This window comes from Janthinobacterium sp. NFX145, from assembly GCF_049810325.1.
In the GTDB taxonomy this organism is placed as follows: Bacteria; Pseudomonadota; Gammaproteobacteria; order Burkholderiales; family Burkholderiaceae_D; genus Janthinobacterium; species Janthinobacterium rivuli.
On sequence record NZ_CP187360.1, the window covers coordinates 6,122,703 to 6,146,184 of the forward strand.

General features: G+C 61.7%; 22 protein-coding genes. 11 read left to right on the forward strand and 11 right to left on the reverse strand.

What is annotated here, in order from left to right:
• Window positions 1–130 precede the first annotated feature (130 nt).
• Window positions 131–715 carry a hypothetical protein gene (locus ACPJXG_RS27475; RefSeq protein WP_176389840.1) on the reverse strand — a complete coding sequence of 195 codons (585 nt, stop codon included), beginning with the start codon at window positions 713–715 and terminating at the stop codon, window positions 131–133.
• Window positions 716–1,039: 324 nt separating this feature from the next.
• Here ACPJXG_RS27475 and ACPJXG_RS27480 point away from each other — a divergent pair, with 324 nt between their 5' ends.
• The 3 genes from ACPJXG_RS27480 to ybaL all read left to right on the forward strand — a co-directional run bounded on the left by ACPJXG_RS27480 (window position 1,040) and on the right by ybaL (window position 5,722).
• Entirely contained in the window at window positions 1,040–2,482 is a 1,443-nt protein-coding gene (locus tag ACPJXG_RS27480) for a S41 family peptidase (protein ID WP_035823632.1), read from the forward strand.
• Between the two features lie 196 nt (window positions 2,483–2,678).
• Window positions 2,679–3,800 carry a beta-ketoacyl-ACP synthase III gene (locus tag ACPJXG_RS27485; protein ID WP_176389838.1) on the forward strand — a complete coding sequence of 374 codons (1,122 nt, stop codon included), beginning with the start codon at window positions 2,679–2,681 and terminating at the stop codon, window positions 3,798–3,800.
• A 209-nt stretch (window positions 3,801–4,009) separates the two neighbouring features.
• Window positions 4,010–5,722, forward strand: coding sequence for a YbaL family putative K(+) efflux transporter (gene ybaL / locus ACPJXG_RS27490; RefSeq protein WP_425252894.1), 1,713 nt, complete (start codon window positions 4,010–4,012; stop codon window positions 5,720–5,722).
• A gap of 56 nt (window positions 5,723–5,778) precedes the next feature.
• On the opposite strand, the gene ACPJXG_RS27495 is transcribed toward ybaL, so the two are convergent.
• Complete coding sequence (locus ACPJXG_RS27495) at window positions 5,779–7,824, reverse strand: FAD-dependent oxidoreductase (protein ID WP_425252895.1); 2,046 nt, start codon at window positions 7,822–7,824, stop codon at window positions 5,779–5,781.
• Window positions 7,825–7,984: 160 nt separating this feature from the next.
• On the opposite strand from ACPJXG_RS27495, the gene ACPJXG_RS27500 reads away from it, so the two are divergent.
• Window positions 7,985–8,566, forward strand: a complete 582-nt coding sequence (locus ACPJXG_RS27500; protein WP_278317465.1) for an SRPBCC family protein — start codon at window positions 7,985–7,987, stop codon at window positions 8,564–8,566.
• Window position 8,567: 1 nt separating this feature from the next.
• Here ACPJXG_RS27500 and ACPJXG_RS27505 read toward each other — a convergent pair whose 3' ends face one another.
• The 4 genes from ACPJXG_RS27505 to ACPJXG_RS27520 form a co-directional block, all read right to left on the reverse strand.
• Complete coding sequence (locus ACPJXG_RS27505; protein ID WP_035823624.1) at window positions 8,568–9,023, reverse strand: hypothetical protein; 456 nt, start codon at window positions 9,021–9,023, stop codon at window positions 8,568–8,570.
• A gap of 42 nt (window positions 9,024–9,065) precedes the next feature.
• Window positions 9,066–9,506 (reverse strand): DUF2721 domain-containing protein, encoded by a 441-nt coding sequence (locus ACPJXG_RS27510; RefSeq protein WP_035823621.1) that lies wholly within the window; start codon window positions 9,504–9,506, stop codon window positions 9,066–9,068.
• A gap of 112 nt (window positions 9,507–9,618) precedes the next feature.
• Entirely contained in the window at window positions 9,619–10,575 is a 957-nt protein-coding gene (pip, locus tag ACPJXG_RS27515; RefSeq protein WP_425252896.1) for a prolyl aminopeptidase, read from the reverse strand.
• A gap of 78 nt (window positions 10,576–10,653) precedes the next feature.
• A complete protein-coding gene (locus ACPJXG_RS27520) occupies window positions 10,654–11,136 on the reverse strand; it encodes an Lrp/AsnC family transcriptional regulator (RefSeq protein WP_034752896.1) in 483 nt (160 codons plus the stop codon).
• 152 nt (window positions 11,137–11,288) lie between these two features.
• On the opposite strand from ACPJXG_RS27520, the gene ACPJXG_RS27525 reads away from it, so the two are divergent.
• A complete protein-coding gene (locus tag ACPJXG_RS27525) occupies window positions 11,289–11,909 on the forward strand; it encodes a LysE family translocator (RefSeq protein ID WP_233516115.1) in 621 nt (206 codons plus the stop codon).
• Here ACPJXG_RS27525 and ACPJXG_RS27530 read toward each other — a convergent pair.
• From ACPJXG_RS27530 to ACPJXG_RS27550, 5 genes are all read right to left on the reverse strand, one after another.
• Window positions 11,846–13,282 (reverse strand): hypothetical protein, encoded by a 1,437-nt coding sequence (locus ACPJXG_RS27530; RefSeq protein WP_425252897.1) that lies wholly within the window; start codon window positions 13,280–13,282, stop codon window positions 11,846–11,848. The two genes, ACPJXG_RS27525 and ACPJXG_RS27530, sit on opposite strands and share 64 nt — an antisense overlap.
• A 117-nt stretch (window positions 13,283–13,399) precedes the next feature.
• Window positions 13,400–14,140 carry an acetoacetyl-CoA reductase gene (gene phbB, locus ACPJXG_RS27535; protein WP_099377910.1) on the reverse strand — a complete coding sequence of 247 codons (741 nt, stop codon included), beginning with the start codon at window positions 14,138–14,140 and terminating at the stop codon, window positions 13,400–13,402.
• A 142-nt stretch (window positions 14,141–14,282) separates the two neighbouring features.
• The gene (locus ACPJXG_RS27540) at window positions 14,283–15,461 is read right to left on the reverse strand and encodes an acetyl-CoA C-acetyltransferase (RefSeq protein ID WP_425252898.1); all 1,179 of its coding nucleotides are present in this window, start codon (window positions 15,459–15,461) and stop codon (window positions 14,283–14,285) included.
• 214 nt (window positions 15,462–15,675) lie between these two features.
• The gene (locus ACPJXG_RS27545; protein ID WP_035823613.1) at window positions 15,676–16,161 is read right to left on the reverse strand and encodes a phasin family protein; all 486 of its coding nucleotides are present in this window, start codon (window positions 16,159–16,161) and stop codon (window positions 15,676–15,678) included.
• 129 nt (window positions 16,162–16,290) lie between these two features.
• On the reverse strand, window positions 16,291–17,199 hold the full coding sequence (locus ACPJXG_RS27550) for a LysR family transcriptional regulator (RefSeq protein WP_035823611.1): 909 nt from the start codon (window positions 17,197–17,199) through the stop codon (window positions 16,291–16,293).
• Between the two features lie 118 nt (window positions 17,200–17,317).
• On the opposite strand from ACPJXG_RS27550, the gene ACPJXG_RS27555 reads away from it, so the two are divergent.
• The 6 genes from ACPJXG_RS27555 (at window position 17,318) to ptuB (ending at window position 23,482) form a co-directional block, all read left to right on the forward strand.
• Window positions 17,318–19,207: a 5-methyltetrahydropteroyltriglutamate--homocysteine S-methyltransferase gene (locus ACPJXG_RS27555; protein ID WP_425252899.1), complete on the forward strand. Its 1,890-nt coding sequence runs from the start codon at window positions 17,318–17,320 to the stop codon at window positions 19,205–19,207.
• A gap of 228 nt (window positions 19,208–19,435) precedes the next feature.
• The gene (gene minC / locus ACPJXG_RS27560; protein ID WP_035828495.1) at window positions 19,436–20,185 is read left to right on the forward strand and encodes a septum site-determining protein MinC; all 750 of its coding nucleotides are present in this window, start codon (window positions 19,436–19,438) and stop codon (window positions 20,183–20,185) included.
• A 37-nt stretch (window positions 20,186–20,222) separates the two neighbouring features.
• The gene (gene minD, locus ACPJXG_RS27565; protein ID WP_034752889.1) at window positions 20,223–21,038 is read left to right on the forward strand and encodes a septum site-determining protein MinD; all 816 of its coding nucleotides are present in this window, start codon (window positions 20,223–20,225) and stop codon (window positions 21,036–21,038) included.
• 1 nt (window position 21,039) lies between these two features.
• The gene (gene minE / locus ACPJXG_RS27570; RefSeq protein WP_034752886.1) at window positions 21,040–21,291 is read left to right on the forward strand and encodes a cell division topological specificity factor MinE; all 252 of its coding nucleotides are present in this window, start codon (window positions 21,040–21,042) and stop codon (window positions 21,289–21,291) included.
• 117 nt (window positions 21,292–21,408) lie between these two features.
• On the forward strand, window positions 21,409–22,857 hold the full coding sequence (locus tag ACPJXG_RS27575) for an AAA family ATPase (protein ID WP_051959266.1): 1,449 nt from the start codon (window positions 21,409–21,411) through the stop codon (window positions 22,855–22,857).
• The gene (ptuB, locus tag ACPJXG_RS27580) at window positions 22,850–23,482 is read left to right on the forward strand and encodes a retron Ec78 anti-phage system effector HNH endonuclease PtuB (RefSeq protein ID WP_425252900.1); all 633 of its coding nucleotides are present in this window, start codon (window positions 22,850–22,852) and stop codon (window positions 23,480–23,482) included. The genes ACPJXG_RS27575 and ptuB overlap by 8 nt, the downstream gene beginning before the upstream one ends.

The window sequence follows — 23,482 nt, forward strand, 5'->3', positions numbered from 1 at the left end:
GCGGATAGCTTCGGGCGGATAGCCTGCCGCGCCAGGTGCTGCAGGAATGTAGCACGTGAGCATGCCATTTGGCCATCCTTGCCGCCGGACGGCCCCCTTGGTTGCCCCTTAGTTGCCCCTTAGTTGCCCCTTAGTTGCCGGGCAACGTCATGCCGGCGCCGCCGCTGCCCATGCTCACGCCCGCACCGCCCATTCCTCCCTTGCCGCCCTTGCGCCCGCCATGCTCGCCACCGGGCGCGCCGTGCGATTCACTGCGGGGTGCGGCGGCGTCCATCACGCGCGCCATCTGGCCGGCGATGAACTGGGCCACCATCTGGCGCTGGTGCTCGTCGAGGGCATCGTTGACGCTCAGCCACCACTCGCGCAGCTGCTTTTCTTCAGCCAGGCTCTGCGTGCTTTCCGTATCCAGGCCGGCAAGCAAGTCGCGCAGCTCCAGCCGGGGCGTTTGCAAACCCTGCGTCACGCCCGCTTGCAGGCGTTCGCGGCGCGCCTTGCGTTCGCGCAACAGTTGGCGCGATTTCCCTTCCACCTGTTGCCACAAGGTGCTTTGATTCGCATTGAGCTTCAATTCGGCCTTGAAATCGGGCGCCATCGGCAGCAAGTCTTCCAGGCGCATGTCGGCAATCGGCACGGCCGAGGCGGTCAAGGCGGTGGTGCCCAGCAGCAAGGCCAGGCTGAAACGGCGCATGGCGGAGAAAAAGGTCAACGAGGTCATGCAGGCTCCGGATAAAAAAAAGCCTGCGTCCGTGGACGCAGGCAAAACCACTTCGGGTCGAGAATGCGAGTCCACTATAGGGCCGCGGCACACGCTTTTTTTCGACTCTTACAAATGCTTACTCCCCTCAAGAGTAACTATACATCGCATACAAAACCGCAACATATGGCAAGCTGGCAGCCCCGTTTTCGCGCGTAGACTGGGTCCAGGCACGCTTTTTCCATGGCCGGCCCACGCCGGCAGAGATTCAGGTCTATACTTTCAACAAAGCGCCGCTCCACGGGGACTGGCGCTTGTGCAAGACACGCTAGCTGCAAAGGTGCAATGATGGGCAAACTCAAAAATACCGGCTTGATCGGCCTGGGCGTGGTGGCCGGCGTCGCCGTGTCGCTGCAATTTTCCGCCATGGCGCAAAAAAACGTCGAGCCGCCACTGCCGCTGGAAGAGTTGCGCCAGCTGGCCGATGTGTTTGGCCTGATCAAGTCCGATTACGTGGAACCTGTCGAAGACAAGAAGCTGCTGGAAGACGCCATTTCCGGCATGGTTGCCTCGCTCGACCCCCATTCCGCCTACCTCGACAAGAAAGCCTACGCCGAACTGCGCGAAGGCTCCGAAGGCAAATTCGTCGGCCTGGGCATTGAAATTGGCCTCAGCGAAGACGGCTACATCAAGATCGTCTCGCCCATCGAGGATTCGCCCGCCTACCGCGCCGGCATCAAGGCTGGCGACCTGATCACCCGCCTTGATGGCCAGCCCGTGAAGGGCGTCAGCCTGGACGACAACGTCAAGCGCATGCGCGGCGAACCGGGCACCAAGGTGTCGCTGACGATTGCCCGCAAGGATGAACCGCAGCCGCTGGCCTTCACCATCACGCGCGAGGAAATTCATCAAAAGAGCGTGAAGGCGAAGATGGTCGAGCCGGGCTACGCCTGGCTGCGCGTGTCGCAATTCCAGGAACCCACCGTCGACGACATGGCCGCGCAGATCACGGCGCTATATAAACAAGATCCGAACATCAAGGGCATGGTGCTGGACCTGCGCAACGATCCGGGCGGCGTGCTGCAGGGCGCCATCGGCGTCTCGGCCGCCTTCCTGCCGAAAGACGCGGCCATCGTCTCGACGAATGGCCAGCTGCCGGACTCGAAACAGGTGTTTTATGGCCGCGCCGAATACTATACCTTCCGCTCGGAAGGTGACGCGCTGGCGAAATTGCCGGCCGCCATCAAGAAAGTGCCGCTGGTGGTGCTCGTCAACACGGGCTCGGCCTCGGCCTCGGAAATCGTCGCCGGCGCCTTGCAGGATTACAAGCGCGCCACCATCATCGGCACGCAAACCTTCGGCAAGGGTTCTGTGCAAACCATCCGTCAATTGACGGCCGACACGGCCGTCAAGCTGACGACGGCCCGCTACTACACGCCGAACGGCCGCTCGATCCAGGCCAAGGGCATCGTGCCCGACCTGCTGGTCGATGAAAATGCGGACGGCGACGGCCTGAACGGCTTGCGCATCCGCGAAGCGGACCTGACCAAACACCTGAGCAACGACCGCGACAAGGAAAGCACCAAAGCGGCCCCCGTCAACGACGAGATGGAAGAGCAATTGCGCATCATCGCCTTGGAAAAGACCCGCAAGCCGCTGGAATTTGGCAGCAAGGACGATTTCCAATTGCACCAGGCGCTGAACCACCTGAAGGGTTTGCCGGTGCAGCTGGCCAAGGCCGAACCGGTGGTGGTGCAAGCCGACGTCAAGAAAGAACAGAAAAAGTAAGCAGTTTGGGGTCAGACCCGGCGGGTCTGACCCCATCACACGCAATACCCCCAGCACCGCTCCACGCGACAAAAATCAATCTTCCGCCACACTTCCCCTGCCCCGCAACACGAAACTCTCTACAGTCGAGCCTGTTTGTGTAAAATTTGCTTCACTTATCGGCGCCACGTCGATTGCCAAATTTGAAAGTTTAACCATGAAACAAGTCGTCATCAGCGGTACCGGACTGTACACGCCGCCATTTTCGATCTCCAACGAAGAGCTGGTCACCTGCTTCAATGCCTACGCGGAAAAATTCAATGCCGACAACGCCGACGCGATCGCCGCGGGCACAGTGACGGCGCTGGATCTGTCGAGCGTGGCCTTCATCGAAAAGGCGTCCGGCATCAAGTCGCGCTTCGTGATGGAAAAGGAAGGCATCCTCGATCCGGCGCGCATGGTCTCGCGCATTGCGGAACGGGGCGATGACGAACTGTCGCTGCAGGCGGAAATGGCTGTCGCCGCCGCGCACGATGCGCTGGCCCGCGCCGGCCGCACGCCGGCCGATATCGACATGGTACTGGTCGCTTGCAGCAATATGCAGCGCGCCTACCCGGCCATGGCCGTGGAAGTGCAGGATGCGCTGGGCATCGATGGTTATGGTTTTGACATGAACGTGGCGTGCTCGTCCGCCACCTTCGGCATCCAGCAAGCCGTGGCCGCCGTGCAAAGCGGCCAGGCGCGCGCCGTGCTGGTGTTGAATCCCGAAATCACCAGCGGCCACCTGAACTGGCGCGACCGCGACAGCCATTTCATTTTCGGCGACGCCTGCACCGCCATCATCGTCGAAGCAAAAGACACGGCCGTGTCGCAGCATCAATTCGAGATCATCGGCACGGAACTGAAAACGCGCTTCTCGAATGCCATCCGCAACAATTTCGGCTTCCTCAACCGCTTTGACGAATCCGGCGTGGGCCAGGCGGACAAATTGTTCCGCCAGCAAGGCCGCAAGGTCTTCAAGGAAGTGTGCCCGATGGCGGCCGAGATGATCAAGGCGACCCTGGCCAAGGCCGGCGTGGAAGTGGCGCAAGTCTCGCGCTACTGGCTGCACCAGGCCAACCTGAACATGAATTTGCTGATCGCGCGCCTGATCCTGGGCCGCGACGCGCAAGAGAACGAAGCGCCCGTGATCCTCGACACCTACGCCAATACCTCGTCGGCCGGTTCCATCATCGCCTTCCATAAATATCAGGATGACATGGCGGCGGGCGCCACGGGCGTCATCTGCTCGTTCGGCGCCGGCTATTCCATCGGCTGCGTGGTCGTGCGCAAGCTCTGAGCGCATGGGTGTAACATCGCCTGACTCCTGAATTAGGCGATGTTCGAGGTGGATGACATGCGTTCGCGGCCACCTGGACGAAGATATAGCACAGGTTTTTTGCAATAAAGCCGCAGGAAATTTTCCGGCAGGGGCTTTGATGCGTTTATACTTGGTCGCTGAGCAACATCTTTTTCTATCCGCACGTCCCCATAAGGAACCCCACACGCATGCCCCATGACATCAGCCTGATTACCACCATCGCCGCCGCCCTCGGGTTCGGCCTCATCTTCGGCTTCATCGCCGCGCGCCTGAAACTGCCGGCACTGGTCGGCTATCTGGCCGCCGGCATCATCATCGGACCGGCCACGCCCGGTTTCGTGGCGGATGCGGAAATAGCGGGACAATTGGCGGAAATCGGGGTGATGCTGATGATGTTCGGTGTCGGCCTGCACTTTTCCATTGAAGACTTGTGGGACGTGCGCAAGATCGCGCTGCCCGGCGCCATCCTGCAGATCGGTGTCGCCACGGCGATGGGCATGGGACTGGCGCACTGGTGGGGCTGGACCCTCGGTGGCGGGCTGATCTTCGGCCTGGCCCTGTCCGTGGCCAGTACCGTGGTGCTGCTGCGCGCGCTGGAAGAACGGGGTATCCTCGACTCGCTCAATGGCCGCATCGCCGTCGGCTGGCTGGTGGTGGAAGACCTCGTCACCGTGCTGGTGCTGGTGCTGCTGCCGGCGTTTGCCGGCGCGCTGGGCGGCAAGGTCGCCCCTGGCGCCGAATCCGTCAGCCTGTGGCAAACCCTGGCCGTGACCCTGGGCCAAGTAGCCGGTTTCATCATCTTCATGCTGGTCGTCGGCCGCAAGCTGTTCCCGTGGATTTTGTGGCAAGTGGCGCGCACCGGCTCGCGTGAACTGTTTACCCTGTGCGTGATCGCCGCCGCCGTCGGCATTGCCTACGCTTCCACCAAGCTGTTCGGCGTGTCGTTCGCGCTGGGCGCCTTCTTCGCCGGCATGGTGCTGCGCGAATCCGAACTGAGCCACCGCGCCGCGGAAGAGTCGCTGCCTCTGCGCGACGCGTTTGCCGTGCTGTTCTTTGTTTCCGTCGGCATGCTGTTCGAACCGAACATCCTCATCGACAAGCCCCTGCAAGTGCTGGCCGTGTGCGCCATCATTATCTTCGGCAAGTCGATTGCCGCCTTTTTGCTCGTGATGGCGCTGCGCTATCCGCCGAAAACAGCCATCATCGTCTCGGCCAGTCTGGCGCAGATCGGCGAGTTCTCGTTCATCCTGGCCGCGCTGGGCCTGTCCCTGGGCCTGATGCCGCTGGAAGGCCAAAGCCTGATCCTGGCCGGCGCCATCCTGTCCATCGCCCTCAACCCGCTCGTCTTCAGCATGGCCAAGCCGCTGCTGCGCGTGATGAACAACAGCGACTTCGCGCGCAAGTTCGAACGCACCACGGATCCGCTGGCCGAGCTGCCGATGACGGTGCCGCAGGAAAAGCTGTCGGGCCAGATCGTCCTGGTCGGCTATGGCCGCGTGGGCCGGCGCATCGCCGCCGCCCTGATGGAACGGGGCATCCACTTCGTCGTGGCCGAGGAAAACCGCGAAATCGTCGACCAGCTGCGCAAGCAGGGCATTCCGGCCGTGGCCGGCAATGCGGGCGAACCGGCCGTGCTGATCCAGGCGCACATCACGCACGCCACCATGCTCGTCATCGCCACGCCGGACACCTTCCACGTGCGCGCCATGATCGAGACGGCGCGCGCGCTGAACCCGGGCATTCTGACAGTGGTGCGCACACACAGCGAGGAAGAGGCGGAATTGCTGCGCGCGGAAAACGCGGGCAAGGTCTTTATCGGCGAGCACGAGCTGGCCAATGGCATGGCCGAGCACGTGCTGCAGAGTTTTGAGACGGCGAAGAAGGGGCATGGCGGGCACTAAGCCAGCGCCCTTTCCATCCACAGGCCTGCCCGCTACCCAGCCGGCAGGCTTTCTTTTTACAGGCTGGCGGCCAGCTCGGCTCCTTCCCGTATCGCCCGCTTGGCGTCGAGTTCCGCCGCCAGCGCGGCGCCGCCGATCTTGTGGAAGCGCGGGCCGCCAGTGGCCAGCGGCTTGCCATCCTTGCCGACGGGCGGCATGAGTTCCGTCAAGCTGTCCTGGCCAGCGCAGATGACCACGTTGTCCACCGCCAGCAGGCGCTGCTCGCCGCCCACGGTGATGTGCAAGCCCTGCTCGTCGATCTTGTCGTAGCTCACGCCGGCCAGCATGGCCACGCCGTTTCTCGCCAGCGCCGCGCGGTGCACCCAGCCCGAGGTCTTGCCCAGCCCAGCGCCCACTTTCGAGGTCTTGCGCTGCAACAGGAAGATTTGCCGCACGGGATGCGGCGCCACGGGCGGCACCAGGCCGCCACCGGTCGCCGCATTCAAGTCCACGCCCCACTCGCCCGCCCATGTCGCCACGGGCTGCGGCAATGGATGCGCCGGGTCGTGCAATAAATACTCTCCCACATCGAAGCCGATGCCGCCCGCGCCGATGATGGCCACGCGCGCGCCCACGGGCTTCTTGGCTTGCAGCACATCGAGGTACGACAGCACCTTCGGGTGGTCGATGCCGGGAATGGCCGGCAAGCGCACCTTGATGCCGGTGGCGACGATGACGTCGTCATAGCCGCCGGCCAGCAATTGGTCGCGCGTGACGCGCTGGCCCAGGCGCAGCTTGACGTCCAGCAGTGCCAGCCGGCGCGCAAAATAGCGGATGGTTTCCGTAAATTCTTCCTTGCCGGGAATTTGCATGGCCACCTTGAACTGGCCGCCGACGCTGTCGCTGCTGTCGAACAGGGTCACCGCGTGCCCGCATTCGGCCGCCACGCAGGCGGCGGACAGGCCGGCCGGGCCAGCGCCGACGACGGCCACCCGGCGCGGCACGGCCTTTTTCGCGTAAACAAGTTCCGTCTCATGGCAGGCGCGCGGGTTGACGAGGCAGCTGGCGCGCTTGTTGGCGAACGTGTGGTCGAGACAAGCCTGGTTGCAGCCGATACAGGTGTTGATCTCGTCGGCGCGGCCCGAGGCGGCCTTGGCGACAAAGTCGGGGTCGGCCAGGAAAGGGCGCGCCATCGACACTAGGTCGCAGTCGCCCCGCTCGAGGATGGCGTTCGCTTCGTGCGGCATGTTGATGCGGTTCGACGCCACCACGGGAATCGTCACTTCGCGGCGCAATCGGCCCGCCACGGAAGCGAAGGCGGCGCGCGGCACCGAGGTGACGATGGTGGGCACCCGCGCCTCATGCCAGCCGAAACCCGTATTCAAAATCGTCACGCCCGCCTGCTCTAGCGCCTTGGCCACCGTCACCACGTCGTCCCAGGTATTGCCGCCCTCGACCAGGTCGAGCAGCGAGTGGCGGTACATGATGATGAAGTTGGGGCCGACGGCGGCGCGGATGCGGCGCACGATCTCCACGGGCAGGCGCATGCGGTTCTCGATCGTGCCGCCCCAGCGGTCCTGGCGCAGATTCGTGCGCGCGCACAGGAACTGGTTCAGCAAATATCCTTCGCTGCCCATCACTTCGATGCCGTCGTAGCCCGCCTTTTGCGCCAGGCGCGCGCAGCGCACGTAGTCGCAGGTGGTGCGTTCGATGCCACGCTCGCTCAGGGGACGGGGACGGAACGGCGAAATCGGCGATTTTTTCGCGGAAGCGGAAACGACGAACGGCTGATAGCCGTAGCGGCCCGCATGCAGGATCTGCATGACGATCTTGCCACCCTCCTCGTGCACGGCGCGCGTCACCTTGCGGTGGTTCGGCACGTCACCGAGGAAATTGAGGGTGCCGCCGAACGGCAGCAGCCAGCCCTGGCGGTTCGGCGAGATGCCGCCCGTGACGATCAGCCCCACGCCGCCGCGTGCCCGTTCGCGGTAAAAGGCGGCCAGCTTGCCATAATGATAAAACCGGTCTTCCAGGCCCGTGTGCATGGACCCCATGATGACTCTGTTGCGCAAAGAGGTAAAACCCAGGTCGAGCGGGGCCAGCAGGTGGGGATAGGCAGTCATGGTGATCGGTCCGGTAGAGGTGGTATGCAGGCCGTACGGTAGCAAGCATTGCCGTTCGCCGCAGTGTATTTCTCTAGACCGGGAGTTCTAAATCGCCCGGCGCACGGGCCGGCGATGGGTACAGCTTGTGCCGGGCGCAAGTTTCCCGTAGGCTAGGTGCATGACGCGACTCTTCCTTTGCCTGCTGATGCTGTGCGCCGTCCCCGCGACCGCGCTGGCACAGGCGACACGCCTGGACAAGCTGAAGGTCGACGTCAAGCGCATCGAGGTCGACGGGCAGCGCATGTATGAAGTCGATGCCAGCGGCAGCGTGCAGGCGCCGCCGGCGTCCGTGTGGAAGACCCTGACCACCTACGAGCGCATGAATGAATTCGTGCCCGACCTCAGTTCCTGCCGCGTGCTGTCGCGCAACGGCAATGAAGTCATCATCGAGCAGCAGGGCATGGCGCGCTTCCTGTTCATGAACCACCCCATCCACCTGGTGGTGCGGGCCACGGAAACGCCGTTCACGGCCATCGATATCGCCCTCGTTTCAGGCGACATGCGGCACTACGAATCGCGCTGGAATCTGTATCCGATCCCCGAAACGGGCGGCACGCGCATCGTCTTTTCCAGCCGGCTGATGCCTGGCTTCTATGTGCCCGGCATGCTGGGCACGACCATGATACGCGGCGATATCGAGCGCATGATGGCGGCCGTGCTCACCCGCATCGACAGCCAGCACATGGAAAAGTCAGGCTGAATTACGCCAGATACGTGTCGCGGTCGCGGATTTCCGCGAAGTTTTCCAGGCTGCCCAGCTTGACCGTCACGGGGTTCAGGCTCGCTTGCGGCTGCATCGAGCGCCAGGCGAACAGCCATTCCTGCTCGGCTGCTTCGGCGCGCGTCTTGGTGAAAGCGGCGCCCAGGGCGGCGCGCTGGCCATACTCAACGACGCCATCGATGCCGGCCCAGCTGGGCAAGGTGCGCTGCACGGCGCGGTGCAGGCGTTCGCCGAATTCTTCCGTATTGTGGATGATCAGACAGGCGTCGGCCGGGGCGAACAGGTCGAACAGTTGCTTGTCCCACACTTGCGAAAAGCTCAGGGTCAAACAATTGCCCGCAGGCGCCAGGCGGAACTGGCCCAGGCTCAGCGCCAGCTCGAGTTCGCTGCGCTGGCCGTAGCGGTGCAGGGTGGGGGGACGTTTGTAATCATGCATGCTGGACTCGTTCTTCAATAGTAGGGTAAACCGGCGCGCCGCTTACCGTGGCGGGCGGATATGGCGCCGGATGCGCTGGGCCGTCGCGGCCAGATAAATTTCGCGCAGTAAATAAATAAAACAGCCGATCAGGCAAATCACGGCCAGCACAAAGAAGGCCGCGATGTATTTGTCCAGGGTCAGGTTCAGAATATCGCCCAAAAACAGCATGGCGATGATGACGCAGACGAAGAAACCGCACGCCGTGCTCAGCGAAATCGAATAATTGATCAGATGGGTACGCTGATACAAGGTATCTAGCTCATCCATATAGAAATCGTTGTAGCCGATGTCGAGCCGGTCCTCCAGCACGCGCGTGCGGTCGATGATGCGGCCCAGGCGGTTGGTCAGCACCACCAGCATGGTGCCGATGCCGGTCAACAGGAAAACCGGCGCAATCGCCAGCTGGATGATATGGCCGATGTCGCCGATCTGTATGTTCATGGATAAAAAGTCGTGGGTTCACACCGGCGCCCGACCGTGGCGCCAGCACAGGCCATAGTGTAGCAGGTGGCGCACGCCGGCTGGCCGCTTTGCCAACCGGCATGTTTAAATGTCATGCGAAGCCGCGCCCCGGCACGAAGCGCTCGGTGGCGCGCACCAGCGCCGAAGCGATGCCGTGTTCGAGCGCGCCATGGCCAGCGTCCGGGATCATTTCCAGTTGCGCGCCGGGCCAGGCTTGCTGCAAACGGTAGGCCGACAGCGGCGGGCAGATGGCGTCGTAGCGGCCTTGAACGATGACGGCCGGCAAATGCGCGATGCGCCCCATGTTGCGGATCAGCTGGTCTTCCTCGAAGAAACCAAGATTGGCCATGTAATGCGATTCGAGCCGGCCCACGCCCAGGTCCAGCGCATCGTTTGGCGCATCTTCCGGCTGCGGCATCAGGTACACGCGGCGCCCTTCGAAGCGGCTCCAGGCGCGCGCGGCCGGCCAGTACACGGCGGGATCACTGCTGAGGATGCGTTGCACGTAGGCCGCCAGCAAGTCGCCCCGCTCCTCGGCCGGAATGGGCGCGGCAAATTCTTCGTACAGTTCCGGATAAAACCAGCGCACGCCTTCGATGAACCAGTCGATTTCCGCCTGCGTGCACAGAAAAATGCCGCGTAACACGAAACCGAGGCACGCTGCCGGATGCGCCTGGCCATACGCCAGCGCCAGGGTCGACCCCCAGGAGCCGCCAAACACCAGCCATTGACCGATGCCGAACTGGGCGCGCAGGCGTTCGATGTCCTCGATCAGCAACTGCGTCGTGTTGTTGCGCCATTCGCCCAGCGGCGTGGACTTGCCGGCGCCGCGCTGGTCGAACAGGATCACGCGGTAGCGCTGCGGGTCAAAAAAGCGGCGGTGCTGCGGCGACAGGCCCGCGCCGGGCCCGCCATGCAGGAACAGCACGGGAATGCCGTCGGGATTGCCGCACTCTTCCCAATAAATGGTGTGGATGTCATCGACCGCCAGCATGCCGTGCCGGTTCGGCGACAGGGCGGGAAACAGGGGTGACAGTGTATCTGGCATGGCGGTCCTTGGAGTGGCGGTCAGGGCGCCAGGCGCAAGTCCTGGCAACTATTCCAATTATAGTGCGCCCCCGGCGCCTCAGGCCAGCAGCAAAGGCAGGCGGTTCGACGACTTGATTTCGCGCATCGACAGGCTGGACTGGATCTCCGCCACGCCGGGCAGGCGGCGCAGCACGGTCGAGACGAATTCGCCATACGCTTCCAGGTCGCGCGCCACCACTTGCAGGAAATAATCGGCTTCGCCCGCCACATTGTGGCACGACAAAATCTCGGGAATCGTCGCGATGGCTTGCTCGAACTGCGACGGCTGCTCGCCGCCATGGTTGGCAAACACGACGCGCACGAAGGCCACCAGGCCGATGCCCAGCTTCTTGCGGTTGAGCAAAGCCTGGTAGCCGGTAATAAAACCTTCCTCTTCCAGGCGGCGCAAGCGGCGCCAGACGGGGGTTTCGCTCAGTTTCAAGCGCTCGGCCAGGCGCGCATTCGACAGCCGTCCTTCATCCTGCAACAGCCTGAGTATCTGCAAATCGGTGGCGTCGAGGCTAACTTCTGAAATTTTCATCTAATTTTTGTTTTTATACGAGTGGAATCTACCCGAATACTAGGGCATGCAGGGCAGGAAAAGCAAGCACATTTCATCGCAGCAAGAACATAATGAGCTCCGGCGAGCAGGCTGCACCGTGCGCATGCTCCCGCTTTCTTTTCGACTGGCCTATGTCCGATTCTACCTTCCTGATGTACCTGCTGGCACTGGCTGGCGCCTTTTTATTACCGGGCCCCGATATGGCGCTGGTGCTGGCGACAGGCGCCGCGCGCGGCGTGGCCACGGCGCTGGTGACGGCCGTGGGCATTGCCGGCGCGCGCGCCGTGCATGTGGCGCTGTCGGGCGCTGGCCTGGCGGCCTTGATGGTGACGCATCCGCAAGCCTTGCAGTGGGTCAAATGGGCGGGCGCCGCCTACCTGCTGTACCTGGCGCTGCGCCTGCTGCAGTCGGCCCTGTCGAGCAAAACGGCGCAGGAAGCAGCCGCTCCCGCCACGGCGCATGGCGCCCGCGCCAGCCTGGTGCGCGGCTTCCTGACGAATCTGCTCAATCCGAAGGCACTGCTGTTTTGCAGCATGTTCCTGCCGCAATTCGTCGTCGGCAGCGAGCAGGTCGGCATGCAATACCTGCGCCTGGGCGCCGTGCTGGTGCTGGTGGGCCTGCTGTTCGATGCCTTGTATGCGGTCCTGGCCGCACGCCTGGCGCGCCGCCTGCGCGGCAAACCCTCGCCTTACGGCAAGTTCGTGCTACCCACCGTCTTCGTCTTGCTGGCCGGGCGGCTGGTGCTGGGCTGACCTTCAGGCGGAAGCGTCGCCCCGTCGGCAAAGAAGGCGGGGTAATCGTTCAGCAGGCTGCGCTCCAAATCGTTGACCTTGCGAAATTGCCGCAGCGACGGCGCCATGGCACGCCCCGCATCCCAGCTGCGCCAGGCATTCGGCGCATCGAATTGCGCGTATAGCGCATCGCCCAGATCCTGGTACACGGCCGCCATGTGCGGCCTGGCCTGCAGCACTTGCAGATACAAGGCGGTCGCCTCCGGCCATTGCCCCAGCTTGGCACGCAAATTCCCCTCGAACAAGGCCAGGACGGGCTGCTCCAGCCCCGTTTGCTTCCTCAATTCCTGCACGGTGGCCAGCGCGTCCGCGATGCCCTCCTGGTTCTTGGCCAGCAATCCCCGCGTCAGATCGTGGATGGGCTGGCATTCCTGCATGGCCCGTATCTGCTGGGGCGACAGCTTGTCGACCAGTTCGCCCGTGGAAAAATGGTCTTCCAGCATGGTCAAGAAAGCCTCGAAGGGCTTTTCCGCGGCAAAGAGCTTTTCCGCTTCGCTGCGCAGCGCGAGATGTGCCTGCGGGCCCAGCGGCGGCAGCGACGCCGCCTGCGCCAGCACGCTTTCGAGCGGCGGCGCATGGGCCGCCAGCGGGCGAGGCCGGTAAGCGGCCAGGGAATACGTGGCGGGCGCCCCCACCGTCATGGCGCTGATGCGGAAATGGCGCGCGACCTTGCCGCCCACTTCCTCATAGTGCAAGGTGAAGTCGGCGGGAAGACGCTTGCCGTCGGCCAGCAGCTTCAGCACCAGCGGATGGCCGCCCCAGGTGTAGCGCAAGTACTGGGCAAACGCCGTCGCATCGTCATTACTGACCGGGCTGCCGGCTATCCCCAGACGCAGCAGGGGCTGTCCGTCGAGCGACCACAGCACGGCACCGTCGAGCACTTGCGGCGCCAGCGCGTTGCGCCGCCTTGCCGCCGGCACGGACAACGCCTGTTCTTCATACACGGGCGGCGTGACGTGGGCTTGCAAGCCGCCAGCCTGGAGCGCGCCAGCCATGCCCTGGCGTTGCGCGATCTCGATGCGGCGGAAACCCGCCACGTCGAACAGTGAATAGCTATCGTAGGTGGACGCCGCCATATCGATCAGGTGGCGGCGGCGCGTGGCAAAGTCGAGCACGGTCAAGCTCTTGCCATCACGCACGCTGAGGTAATGTTCGCCCAGCACGACATCGCTGTCCTGCGTAGCGCGCGCGGGCAGGCTGGTTTTCACGCCGGGCTTGAGGATGCGCTCGGTCGTCACCGTGACGTGGAAGGCGACGCTGGCCTGGGCCGCGCCAGCGCCCAGGAAAAAGATGGCGGCCACGCTGGCGCGGCGCAAGGCAGGAACTAGGGTCATGGAATGATGCGGTGAGGAAATACTGATTCTAAGGCAAATCCGGCCACCCCCTTGTTTTGCTGCCCAGCATAAAAAAAGACAGCCGCAGCTGTCTTTTCCGTTTTACCTCAACAACGATTACGACATGTGCTGGCCGCCGTTGATCGAGATGTTGGCGCCCGTGACGAACGCCGCTTCATCGGAAGCCAGGTAAGCGACCAGGCCGGCCACTTCTTCCGGCTTGCCCAGGCGCGCCATCGGAATTTGCGGGATGATTTTGCTGTCGAGCACTTCCTGCGGAATCGCCATGACCATCTTGGTGCCGATGTAGCCTGGCGAGATGGTGTTGACGGTGACGTTCTTGCGCGCCACTTCCAGCGCCAGCGACTTGGTGAAACCATGCATGCCGGCTTTCGCGGCCGAATAGTTGGTCTGGCCGAAGGCGCCCTTCTGGCCATTCACGGACGAGATATTGATGATGCGGCCCCAGCCGCGTTCCACCATGCCGTCGCAGACGGGCTTGGTCATGTTGAAGACGGAATCGAGGTTGGTGCCCATCACGGCGTCCCAGTTCGGCTTGTCCATCTTCTTGAACGTCATGTCGCGCGTGATGCCGGCGTTATTCACCAGCACGTCGACAGGACCGATGTCTTTTTCCACGGCCGCCACGCAGGCGGCCGCCGAATCATAGTCGGCCACGTCGCACGGGTAGGCCTTGAAGTCATAACCCATGTCCTTCGTCGTCGCCAGCCAGTCAGCGACCTTCGGATTGCCTGGGGAATATGTGGTCACCACGCGATAGCCAAGCGCCGCCAGCTTGAAACACACCGCTTCGCCCAGACCGCCCATGCCACCAGTTACCAATGCAACTCTTGCCATTTTCATCCCCTCAGTGTCGTTCTATTGCTAAAAAGTTAATTATTTGCTTAAAGCTATCCACATCCGCCGCGTGACGGCGGCCAACCGCATCAAACCAGGCCGCCGCACGGTATGCGCAACAGCCTGGGTTCGTGCCAGCTACTTAATCGCGCTCGATCGCGAGCGCCACGCCCATGCCGCCACCGATGCACAGTGCTGCCAGGCCTTTCTTGGCGTCGCGGCGTATCATTTCGTGGATCAGGGTGACCAGGATGCGTGCGCCGGACGCGCCGATCGGGTGGCCGATAGCGATCGCGCCGCCGTTCACGTTGATCTTGCTGGTATCCCAGCCCATTTCCTTGTTGACGGCAATCGCTTGCGCGGCAAACGCTTCGTTGATTTCCATCAGGTCCAGCTCTTCATGCGTCCAGCCGGCTTTTTTCAGGCACAGACGCGATGCGGAGACGGGGCCCATGCCCATGACGGCCGGGTCCAGGCCCGACGAAGCGTAGGCCTTGATGCGCGCCAGCGGCTTCAAGCCCAGTTCCTTCGCTTGCGAGGCGGACATCATGATGACGGCGGCGGCGCCGTCGTTCAGGCCCGACGCATTGCCGGCCGTGACAGTACCGTCCTTGGCGAACGCGGGGCGCAGGCCGGACAGCGATTCCAGGGTCGAACCAGGCTTGATGTATTCATCGCTGTCGAAGACGACCGTGCCTTTTTTGTTGGCGATTTCCAGCGGCAGGATTTCATCCTTGAACTTGCCCGCTTTTTGCGCCGCTTCCGCCTTCAGTTGCGACTGCAGCGCGAACTCATCCTGCTCGGCGCGCGTCACTTCGTATTTCTTGGCGACGTTTTCCGCCGTGATGCCCATGTGGTACTGGTTGTACACATCCCACAGGCCGTCGACGATCATGGTGTCGATCATCTTGAAGTCGCCCATGCGGAAACCGTCGCGCGAGCCGTTCATCGCGTGCGGCGAGGCGCTCATGTTTTCCTGGCCGCCGGCGATGATGATGTTGGCGTCGCCGCACTTGATCGCTTGCGCCGCCAAGTGCGTGGCCTTCAGGCCGCTGCCGCATACCTTGTTGATGGTAAATGCCGGGATGGCGCTAGGCAGGCCAGCCTTGATGACGGCCTGGCGCGCGGCGTTCTGGCCGACGGCGGCCGTCAGTACCTGGCCCAGGATCGCTTCGCCGATCAGGTTCGGGGCGATGCCGGTTTGTGCCATCAAGCCCTTGATTACATGCGCGCCCAGTTCGGACGCAGGAATCTTGGCCAGACTGCCACCGAATTTGCCGACTGCGGTACGGCCGGCGGCCACGATTACGACATCATCCATTTATTTCTCCGATATGCAGGCCACGAGGGCCAAGGTCAAGGTGCTAATAGAATCCAATGAGAATCCGGGGAAGACACAGCAAGCTGCGTTTCATTCTAGCGCGGCATGCGCCGCAGTTCCAGCGCCGCACCGCAGGCGGCGGCGATGACAACCTGCTTGCGGTACTGGCGGGCGGACTGGCGCGGCGGATAGCCGCTGCCGGGCCGCAAAACGCTTACGCCTGGCGAGCAGGACGCGTGTTTTTATTTTTATCATACCCTTCATCGGCGCCGCCGAAAGTGGTTTTTAGAAAATTATTGAAGGGAATAATCAAGGGCACGGGCGTTTGCTTTACCACCTGCAACAGCTCGCCAAATTTTTGACGCGATGCAGCAAACTCACCCTTTGTCACAGTCTCGAATTTCTCCTGGGTTTCTTGAGCAACATCCTTTGCCTGGCGGCCATATGCACCGATGCGCTCAATGGCCAGTTGCGACTGCGTGCGCGACAGTTGCAGCAGCGCTTGCGTATCCTTCACGGACAGCAGCTGATTGCCCGCCACCGTAGCGGCGGCCAGCGCCGAGCGGGCCGTATCGAGCTGCAATTCCAGCACGCTGGCACCGCTGTCGACGACGGCCTGGGCATACGCTTGCGCGCTGATCAATTGTGCTTCCACCACGGCCTTGCCGGCCAGTGCCCATTGTTCGGAAAATGAAAACATGTCGTTTCTCCCCAAAGAGTAGGCGACGCCATGTTGCGCCGCACAGTGCTCAACTGTAAGCGGTGGTTCATTGCTGAACCTTGATATTTATCAAGCTTTCCTGTTGGTTTGTTTCCAACTCAACGTTGATCAGGACAACAACTTGATACCGTCGAGCGAGGCCGCGCACTGCTCGCGTATCACGCTGACGAAATCGCGCACGTACGCCTTGTCCTGCAGATGGTCCGGCACGGACACGTACAAATCGCTCCACAGGCCGTGCTCGCCCACCGGACGCGCCACCACATAATCGTAATCGACGTAATTCTTGATGGCCCAGTTCGGCAAGGCGGCGATGCCGCGCCGGCTCGCCACCAGCTGCAGCACGGCCACCGTCAATTCGGCCGTACGGCGTTCAAACTGGATGCCGGCCGGCCGCAGCACTTCGCGGATCAGGTCGATGCGCTCTTCCGGCACGGGATAGGTAATCAAGGTCTCGCCCGTAAAATCGGCCGCCACCAGCCGGCGCTGCGCCTGCAGCCGGTGCTTCTGCGCCATCACCACCAGCATTTCAAAGCGGAACAGGGGAAACACGGTGAAATCGGGGCCGTACGGCGAGCCGATCACGAGGTCCGCCTCGCCCGAACGCAGCAAGTCCGCCGGTTCGCTGTGAAAGCCGGAGACAAGATCGATCTCCACTTCCGGCCAGCGCTGGCGGAACGCATCCATCACGGGCATGAGCCAATCGAAACAGGTATGGCATTCGAGCGCCACGCGCAACTGCCCCTTGTCGCCCTGCGACAGGCGCGCCACGTCGCGCTCGGCCAGCTCAATCTCGGGCAGCAGCTTGTCGGCCAGCTCCAGCAACCGGCTGCCCGTGGCCGTAAAGGCGATCGGCATCGACTTGCGCTCGAACAAAGGCGCCTTGTAGCGCTCTTCGAGCAAACGGATCTGGTGCGACAGGGCCGACTGGGTCAGGTTGAGCAGCTGCGCGGCGCGCACCAAGCTGCCGGACGAACGCAGGGCGCTCAAGGTGCGCAGGTGGCGGATTTCTAGCATCGGGAAGTGGGGGGATGTGCGTGAATTATTTTCATGTTATTCGATAAAATGTTTCGTTTTGATTATAGACCAAGTTGCCGCACACTCTAGCGCATTCACATTAAATCTCGATGACATCATGACCGTGCACACCCATATCCTTGGCTTTCCCCGTATCGGCACCGCGCGCGAGCTGACATTGGCGCTGGAAAGCCATTGGCGCGGCGAGCTGTCAGAGGCGACGCTGGAAGCGACGGGCCAGCAATTGCGCGCGCGCCACTGGGCGCTGCAGCGCGATGCCGGTCTCGATTACGTCACCGTGGGCGACTTCGCCTTGTATGACCAGGTCGCCAACCATATCCAGCTGCTGGGCTGCGAACCGGCCCGTTTCAATTTCACACCAGAGCAGTCGCCGCTGGCGCGCTATTTCACGATGGCGCGTGGTGAAGCAACGCATGCGGAGCACGCGGGCTGCGGCCACGCGCACCATGCACACGCCGCAGGCACTGCCGCGCTGGAAATGAGCAAGTGGTTTGACACCAATTACCATTATCTGGTGCCCGAATTGTCGCCGCAAACTCAATTTTCGCTGGCCTGCGAGCGCCTGCTGGCGGAAGTGGCCGAGGCGCAGGCGCTCGGTCACCAGGTCAAGGCGGCCCTGATCGGCCCCCTCACCTTCCTCTGGCTGGGCAAGGAAAAGACGCCAGGCGAGTCGAGCTTCGATCGTCTGGCTCTGCTGGAACAATTGCTGCCCGTCTACGGCGCCCTGCTCGACCGCCTGAAGCAGCAAGGCGTGGCCTGGGTGCAGGTCGATGAACCGATCCTGGGCCTGGACTTGCCCGGCGCGTGGCGCAGCGCCTTCGAAAGCACGTACTGGCAACTGAACCAGGTGGGTATCAATATCCTGCTGGCCACATATTTCTCGCCGCTGGAAGAAAACCTCAGCCTGACGTGCCGCCTGCCCGTGGCCGGCCTGCACGTGGACGGCATCCGCGCGCCGCATGAACTGATCAGCGTCACGGACTGGCTGCCAGCGCATAAAGTCTTGTCGATCGGTATCGTCGACGGGCGCAACATCTGGCGCACCGACCTCGACGCGGCCTTGGCCGTACTGCAGCCGCTGGCGGCCAAGCGCAACGGCCACCTGTGGCTGGCGCCGTCGTGCTCGCTGCTGCACGTGCCGTTCAGCCTGGAAGCGGAAACGGAGCTCGACGGTGAAATCCGGACCTGGCTGGCGTTCGCCACGGAAAAACTGGCGGAAATCGCCGTTCTCAAGGACGCGCTTGAAGGCCACCCCGATGACAGCGCACTGGCCGCATTGGCCACTTCCCGGCAGGCCATTGCCAGCCGCCGCGCCAGCCATAAGCGGGGCGAACTTGGATCCGCCGAGTATGAAGCACCGATACGCGCCGAAATCGCCCACGCCGTGGGACGCCAGGAAGCGCTGGGCCTGGACGTGCTCGTGCATGGCGAGGCGGAACGCAACGACATGGTCGACTACTTTGGCGAGCAACTCGACGGTTTTATCTTCACGCGCCACGGCTGGGTGCAATCGTACGGCTCGCGCTGTGTGAAACCGCCCGTCATTTACAGCGACGTGCAGCGCCCGGCCGCCATGACGGTGGCCTGGACGGTGCACGCGCAAAGCCTGACCAATAAACCGGTGAAAGGCATGCTGACGGGCCCGGTGACGATCTTGCAATGCTCGTTCGTGCGCGACGACCAGCCGCGCGCCACGACGGCGCTGCAACTGGCCCTGGCCATCCGCGACGAGGTGCAAGACCTGGAAACGGCCGGCTTCGGCATCATCCAGATCGACGAACCGGCCATCCGCGAAGGCTTGCCGCTGCGCCGCAGCCAGTGGGACGCCTACCTGGACTGGGCCACGCGCGCCTACCGCATCGCCGTCATTCCACCAGCCCAGTTACGGGTCAACCTGGACTGCGGCCTGAAGACGCGGGGCTGGGCGGAAACGGAAGCGGCTTTAAAGAATATGCTCGCGGCGGCGCGGCAGATGCGCGCAGCTTGATCTCGGACAGCGCCCTCAGGGCGCATTCTCGGCTGCTTTCAGGGCGGCGCAGCGGTTTTCCGGGGCGCCGTCCGTTTTTTTTGACCTGAAGTAGGTGTTGCCCTGCGGAATAGCACGCGCCAGGCCCCTGATGCTGATTTTTTTGCAGTAGAATGCAAGAAATTTACTGCTCCCATTGTTGCCGTACGGAACATCTGGCCTGCCGCAGTTTCACTTTGATAAATGTTTATGTCCAAAAGCCCGTCGCAGAAGCCTATCGAAATCAAGATTTCCACCGTCGTTGCTGTCTCCGCCATTCTGCATAGCGCCGATACGCAGGCACTAGACGCCGCCCTGCGCGACATGACGGGAGGCGTGGCCGACTTTTTCGAGGACGACCTGGCCGTGCTGGACGTGGCGGCCTTGCCGCCCGGCAGCGTGCCCATCGATTGGGCCGCCCTCGTGGCCTTGCTGAAAAAATACCGTTTGAATGCCGTGGCCGTGCGCAATGCGCCGGCCGACATGCATGACGCCATCCTGGCGCAAGGCTTGAGCCTTGACAGCGGCAAGACGCGCGACGATGCGCCGCCCAAGGATGGCCCCAAGGATACGCCCACGGCCGCCGCCCAGTCGGGCGCCGACGCCCAGGTGATGGTGATCGACACCCCCGTGCGGGCCGGCCAGCGCATTTATGCGCGCGGCTGCGACCTGATCATCACCGCCGTCGTCAACAATGGCGCCGAAATCATCGCCGACGGCAGCATCCACGTATATTCCTCGCTGTACGGCCGCGCGCTGGCCGGCGCCTCGGGCAATGCCCAGGCCCGCATCTTCGCGCTGGCCATGGAACCGGAACTGGTCTCGATCGCTGGCGTGTACCGCACGTTCGAGGATGGTTTCCCCGCAGAAATGGCGCGCGGACCCGCGCAAATTCGTTTGGCTGGCGACAGAATCGATATACACTCTGTCAATCCGGTCACTCCCGTGAACCGCTCTTAAGCTGCACAATTCAAGAGATATCTGAAAAGGATTATTTGTGGCAAGAATTATTGTTGTGACGTCCGGCAAGGGCGGTGTCGGCAAGACGACCTCTAGCGCCAGTTTTTCCACTGGCCTGGCCATGCGCGGCCACAAGACAGCCGTGCTCGACTTCGACGTGGGCCTGCGTAACCTCGACCTGATCATGGGTTGCGAGCGCCGCGTCGTCTACGACCTGATCAATGTGATCAATAAAGAGGCCACCCTGAACCAGGCCCTGATCAAGGACAAGCACTGCGACAACCTGTTCATCCTGCCCGCGTCGCAAACGCGCGACAAGGATGCCTTGTCGGAAGAAGGCGTGGAACGCGTGTTGAACGACCTGATCAACATGGGTTTCGAATTCATCATCTGCGATTCGCCGGCCGGCATCGAGCATGGCGCGCTGATGGCGCTGACGTTCGCCGACGAAGCCATCATCGTCACCAACCCGGAAGTGTCGTCGGTGCGCGATTCGGACCGCATCCTCGGCATCCTGCAAGCCAAGTCGCGCCGCGCGCAGACGGGCGGCGAGCCGGTCAAGGAACATTTGCTGATCACCCGCTACTCGCCGAAACGCGTGGAATCGGATGAAATGCTGTCCTACCAGGACGTGCAGGAAATCCTGCGCATCCCGCTGGTAGGCATCATTCCGGAATCGGAGCAAGTGCTGGCCGCCTCAAATCAGGGTAACCCGGCCATCCATTTCACGGGCACGGACGTGGCGCAAGCCTATGAAGACGTGGTCTCGCGTTTCCTCGGCGAAGAAGTCGAGTTGCGCTTTACCAACTATGAAAAGCCTGGATTACTCCAGCGCATTTTTGGGGCGAAGTGATATGGCCTTGCTTTCTTTCCTCTTCCCCCCCAAGCCGAAGACGGCCACCGCGGCCAAGGAACGCCTGCAGATCATCATCGCCCGCGAACGCAGCGGACGCGATGGTCCGGACTTCCTGCCCGCCCTGCACAAGGAATTGATCGCCGTCATTTCCAAGTACACCAAGGTCAATGCCGACGACATCAAGATCTCCCTGGACCGCCAGGGCAACCTGGAAGTCCTCGACGTCAACGTGGTGCTGCCGGACGCATAGAGCTGGCCAAGCAACAAAGGTGGGCAAAAACAGTACTATAATCAAAGGGTTGACATTCAGTCAGCCCTTTTCGCGTTGTCCCCGACGACATTCACCTATGCTGCACTGGAGCCAACATTGAAAATCGAACGGATCACTCTGCAGAATTTCCGTTGCTTTGAAAATGTGCAGCTCGCTTTCGATCCCCAATTGACCGTCATTGTCGCTCTCAACGGCCAAGGCAAATCATCCTTGCTCGACGCCATCAAGATTGCCTTGTGGCCGTATATCGCCGGCTTTGACCTGGGCAGCATGTCGCTCGACACCACGGGCATACAGATCGACGATGTGTTTCGCGAAAAGCTGGCAGCGCATCAGATGGAATGGCGTTTACCTTGCGTGATTGAATCATTTGGCGCTATTGAGCCGATGGTCCATGATGCAGATGGTACTAATCTGGATTGGCATGGGAGACGCTTGCGCGACAGCGTCAAAAGATCGAGCAAAACAAAAAACAATGCTTTTTCCAATGAAATAGAGCTGTATGGCTATGCGCAGGCTTTGGAAAATGGCGTCTTTGCGAATGGTCAAATTGAAGCAGACGAATTGCCGATGCTCGGTTATTACGGCACGGGCCGATTGTGGAGTCAAAAGAAACTGGCCGGCAAATCGGAGAAAGTGGACCAGGCATCGTTTTCCCGCACCTGGGCCTATCGCGATTGCCTAGCACCTTCGTCAAGCTACAAAGACTTTGCCCAGTGGTACACGCGGGTATTCAAGGCGCTCAGGGATGCGCAGATCCGGAATCTCGAAAAGAAACTCGGGCCCGAAGCGAAGGTCGCCGACGATCTGCTTGCACCGGTACGCGCCGTCCAGCAGGCCATCGACGTGATTCTGGAACCGCATACAGGCTGGCATTGGCTGGAGTATAGCGCCGAACACGACGACCTGGTACTGGAACACCCGGAGCAGGGCAAGCTCAAGGTTAGCCAACTCAGTGACGGCATACGCAATATGCTGGCGCTGGTCGGTGACATTGCCTACCGCTGCTACAAACTCAATACCCACCATGGCGACAAGGCTGCCCTGCTCACGCATGGCATCGTCATGATCGATGAAATCGACATGCATTTGCACCCGGAATGGCAGCAGACTGTATTGCCTGATTTGCAAAGGGCATTCCCAAATATCCAGTTCATCGTCACCACCCACAGCCCCCAAGTACTCAGCAGCATCGACGCACACTGCATACGCCGGCTGGATTGGGAATTGGACGAAGAGAGCGGGCGCAAGCGCATGGTAGTCAATACCATCGATCAACAAACCATGGGCGTGGCAAGTTCGGACGTACTGGCCAGTGTGATGGGTATCGATCCCGTTCCCGATGTCGAGCCGGCTCGCCAACTCAGTCACTACATGGCGTTAATCCAGCAGAATTTGCATGAGGAACCTGGTGGCATGGCGTTACGTGCAGAACTGAACGCGCATTTTGGTGCCAACCATCCAAAAATGCTGGAGTGCGACCGCCTGATCCGCCTGCAAGCCTTCAAACGCAAATTGCCTTTGCGCGAGACGGGCGATGCATAAGCTGCAACGCGGTGCTGCGCCGGTGTGCCTGTCCACCTACCAGCATGGTCGGGACAACTGGCAGGCCGTCAGTGCCGAAGACAAGCGCGAGATATGGGAAAGACTGTATGAGATGCAGCAACATCGCTGCGCCTATTGCGAAGATGCCTTGCGCAACGACAAGAAACATATCGAGCACTTTCGTCAAAAGGGACGCGATCCAAAAGTGACCTTTCTCTGGTCTAATTTATTCGGATCATGCAACCGCATCGACAATTGCGGAAAATTCAAGGATGAGCTGCCACCTTACGATCCTGCCGACCTGATCAAACCGGACGAGGAAGACCCCGAACGTTTTTTCCTGTTCGTCAGCGACGGTAGCGTGGCCGTGCGCGAAGGATTGAACGCCACGGATAAAAAACCCGCAATGGAAACCATACGCATTTTCAATCTCAACGGCGCTTTGCGCCAAATGCGACGCAGTGTGATCGCTGGCTATCTCGACCAAGCAAAGGAGGTCAGGGAAATGGTGGACTCAGGCGATTTCACATTAGCGGAAGGAAAAGCATTTTTAAAAGACGAACTCGCCGCAACGGCGAATCAACCATTTGCGACGGCTATCAAACACATCTTGATCCCTACATAA

Coding starts and splice junctions, on each gene's coding strand:
- ACPJXG_RS27475 (WP_176389840.1), bottom strand. CDS start 715: ATGACCTCGTTGACCTTTTTCTCCGCCATGCGCCGTTTCAGCCTGGCC.
- ACPJXG_RS27480 (WP_035823632.1), top strand. CDS start 1,040: ATGATGGGCAAACTCAAAAATACCGGCTTGATCGGCCTGGGCGTGGTG.
- ACPJXG_RS27485 (WP_176389838.1), top strand. CDS start 2,679: ATGAAACAAGTCGTCATCAGCGGTACCGGACTGTACACGCCGCCATTT.
- ybaL (WP_425252894.1), top strand. CDS start 4,010: ATGCCCCATGACATCAGCCTGATTACCACCATCGCCGCCGCCCTCGGG.
- ACPJXG_RS27495 (WP_425252895.1), bottom strand. CDS start 7,824: ATGACTGCCTATCCCCACCTGCTGGCCCCGCTCGACCTGGGTTTTACC.
- ACPJXG_RS27500 (WP_278317465.1), top strand. CDS start 7,985: ATGACGCGACTCTTCCTTTGCCTGCTGATGCTGTGCGCCGTCCCCGCG.
- ACPJXG_RS27505 (WP_035823624.1), bottom strand. CDS start 9,023: ATGCATGATTACAAACGTCCCCCCACCCTGCACCGCTACGGCCAGCGC.
- ACPJXG_RS27510 (WP_035823621.1), bottom strand. CDS start 9,506: ATGAACATACAGATCGGCGACATCGGCCATATCATCCAGCTGGCGATT.
- pip (WP_425252896.1), bottom strand. CDS start 10,575: ATGCCAGATACACTGTCACCCCTGTTTCCCGCCCTGTCGCCGAACCGG.
- ACPJXG_RS27520 (WP_034752896.1), bottom strand. CDS start 11,136: ATGAAAATTTCAGAAGTTAGCCTCGACGCCACCGATTTGCAGATACTC.
- ACPJXG_RS27525 (WP_233516115.1), top strand. CDS start 11,289: ATGTCCGATTCTACCTTCCTGATGTACCTGCTGGCACTGGCTGGCGCC.
- ACPJXG_RS27530 (WP_425252897.1), bottom strand. CDS start 13,282: ATGACCCTAGTTCCTGCCTTGCGCCGCGCCAGCGTGGCCGCCATCTTT.
- phbB (WP_099377910.1), bottom strand. CDS start 14,140: ATGGCAAGAGTTGCATTGGTAACTGGTGGCATGGGCGGTCTGGGCGAA.
- ACPJXG_RS27540 (WP_425252898.1), bottom strand. CDS start 15,461: ATGGATGATGTCGTAATCGTGGCCGCCGGCCGTACCGCAGTCGGCAAA.
- ACPJXG_RS27545 (WP_035823613.1), bottom strand. CDS start 16,161: ATGTTTTCATTTTCCGAACAATGGGCACTGGCCGGCAAGGCCGTGGTG.
- ACPJXG_RS27550 (WP_035823611.1), bottom strand. CDS start 17,199: ATGCTAGAAATCCGCCACCTGCGCACCTTGAGCGCCCTGCGTTCGTCC.
- ACPJXG_RS27555 (WP_425252899.1), top strand. CDS start 17,318: ATGACCGTGCACACCCATATCCTTGGCTTTCCCCGTATCGGCACCGCG.
- minC (WP_035828495.1), top strand. CDS start 19,436: ATGTCCAAAAGCCCGTCGCAGAAGCCTATCGAAATCAAGATTTCCACC.
- minE (WP_034752886.1), top strand. CDS start 21,040: ATGGCCTTGCTTTCTTTCCTCTTCCCCCCCAAGCCGAAGACGGCCACC.
- ptuB (WP_425252900.1), top strand. CDS start 22,850: ATGCATAAGCTGCAACGCGGTGCTGCGCCGGTGTGCCTGTCCACCTAC.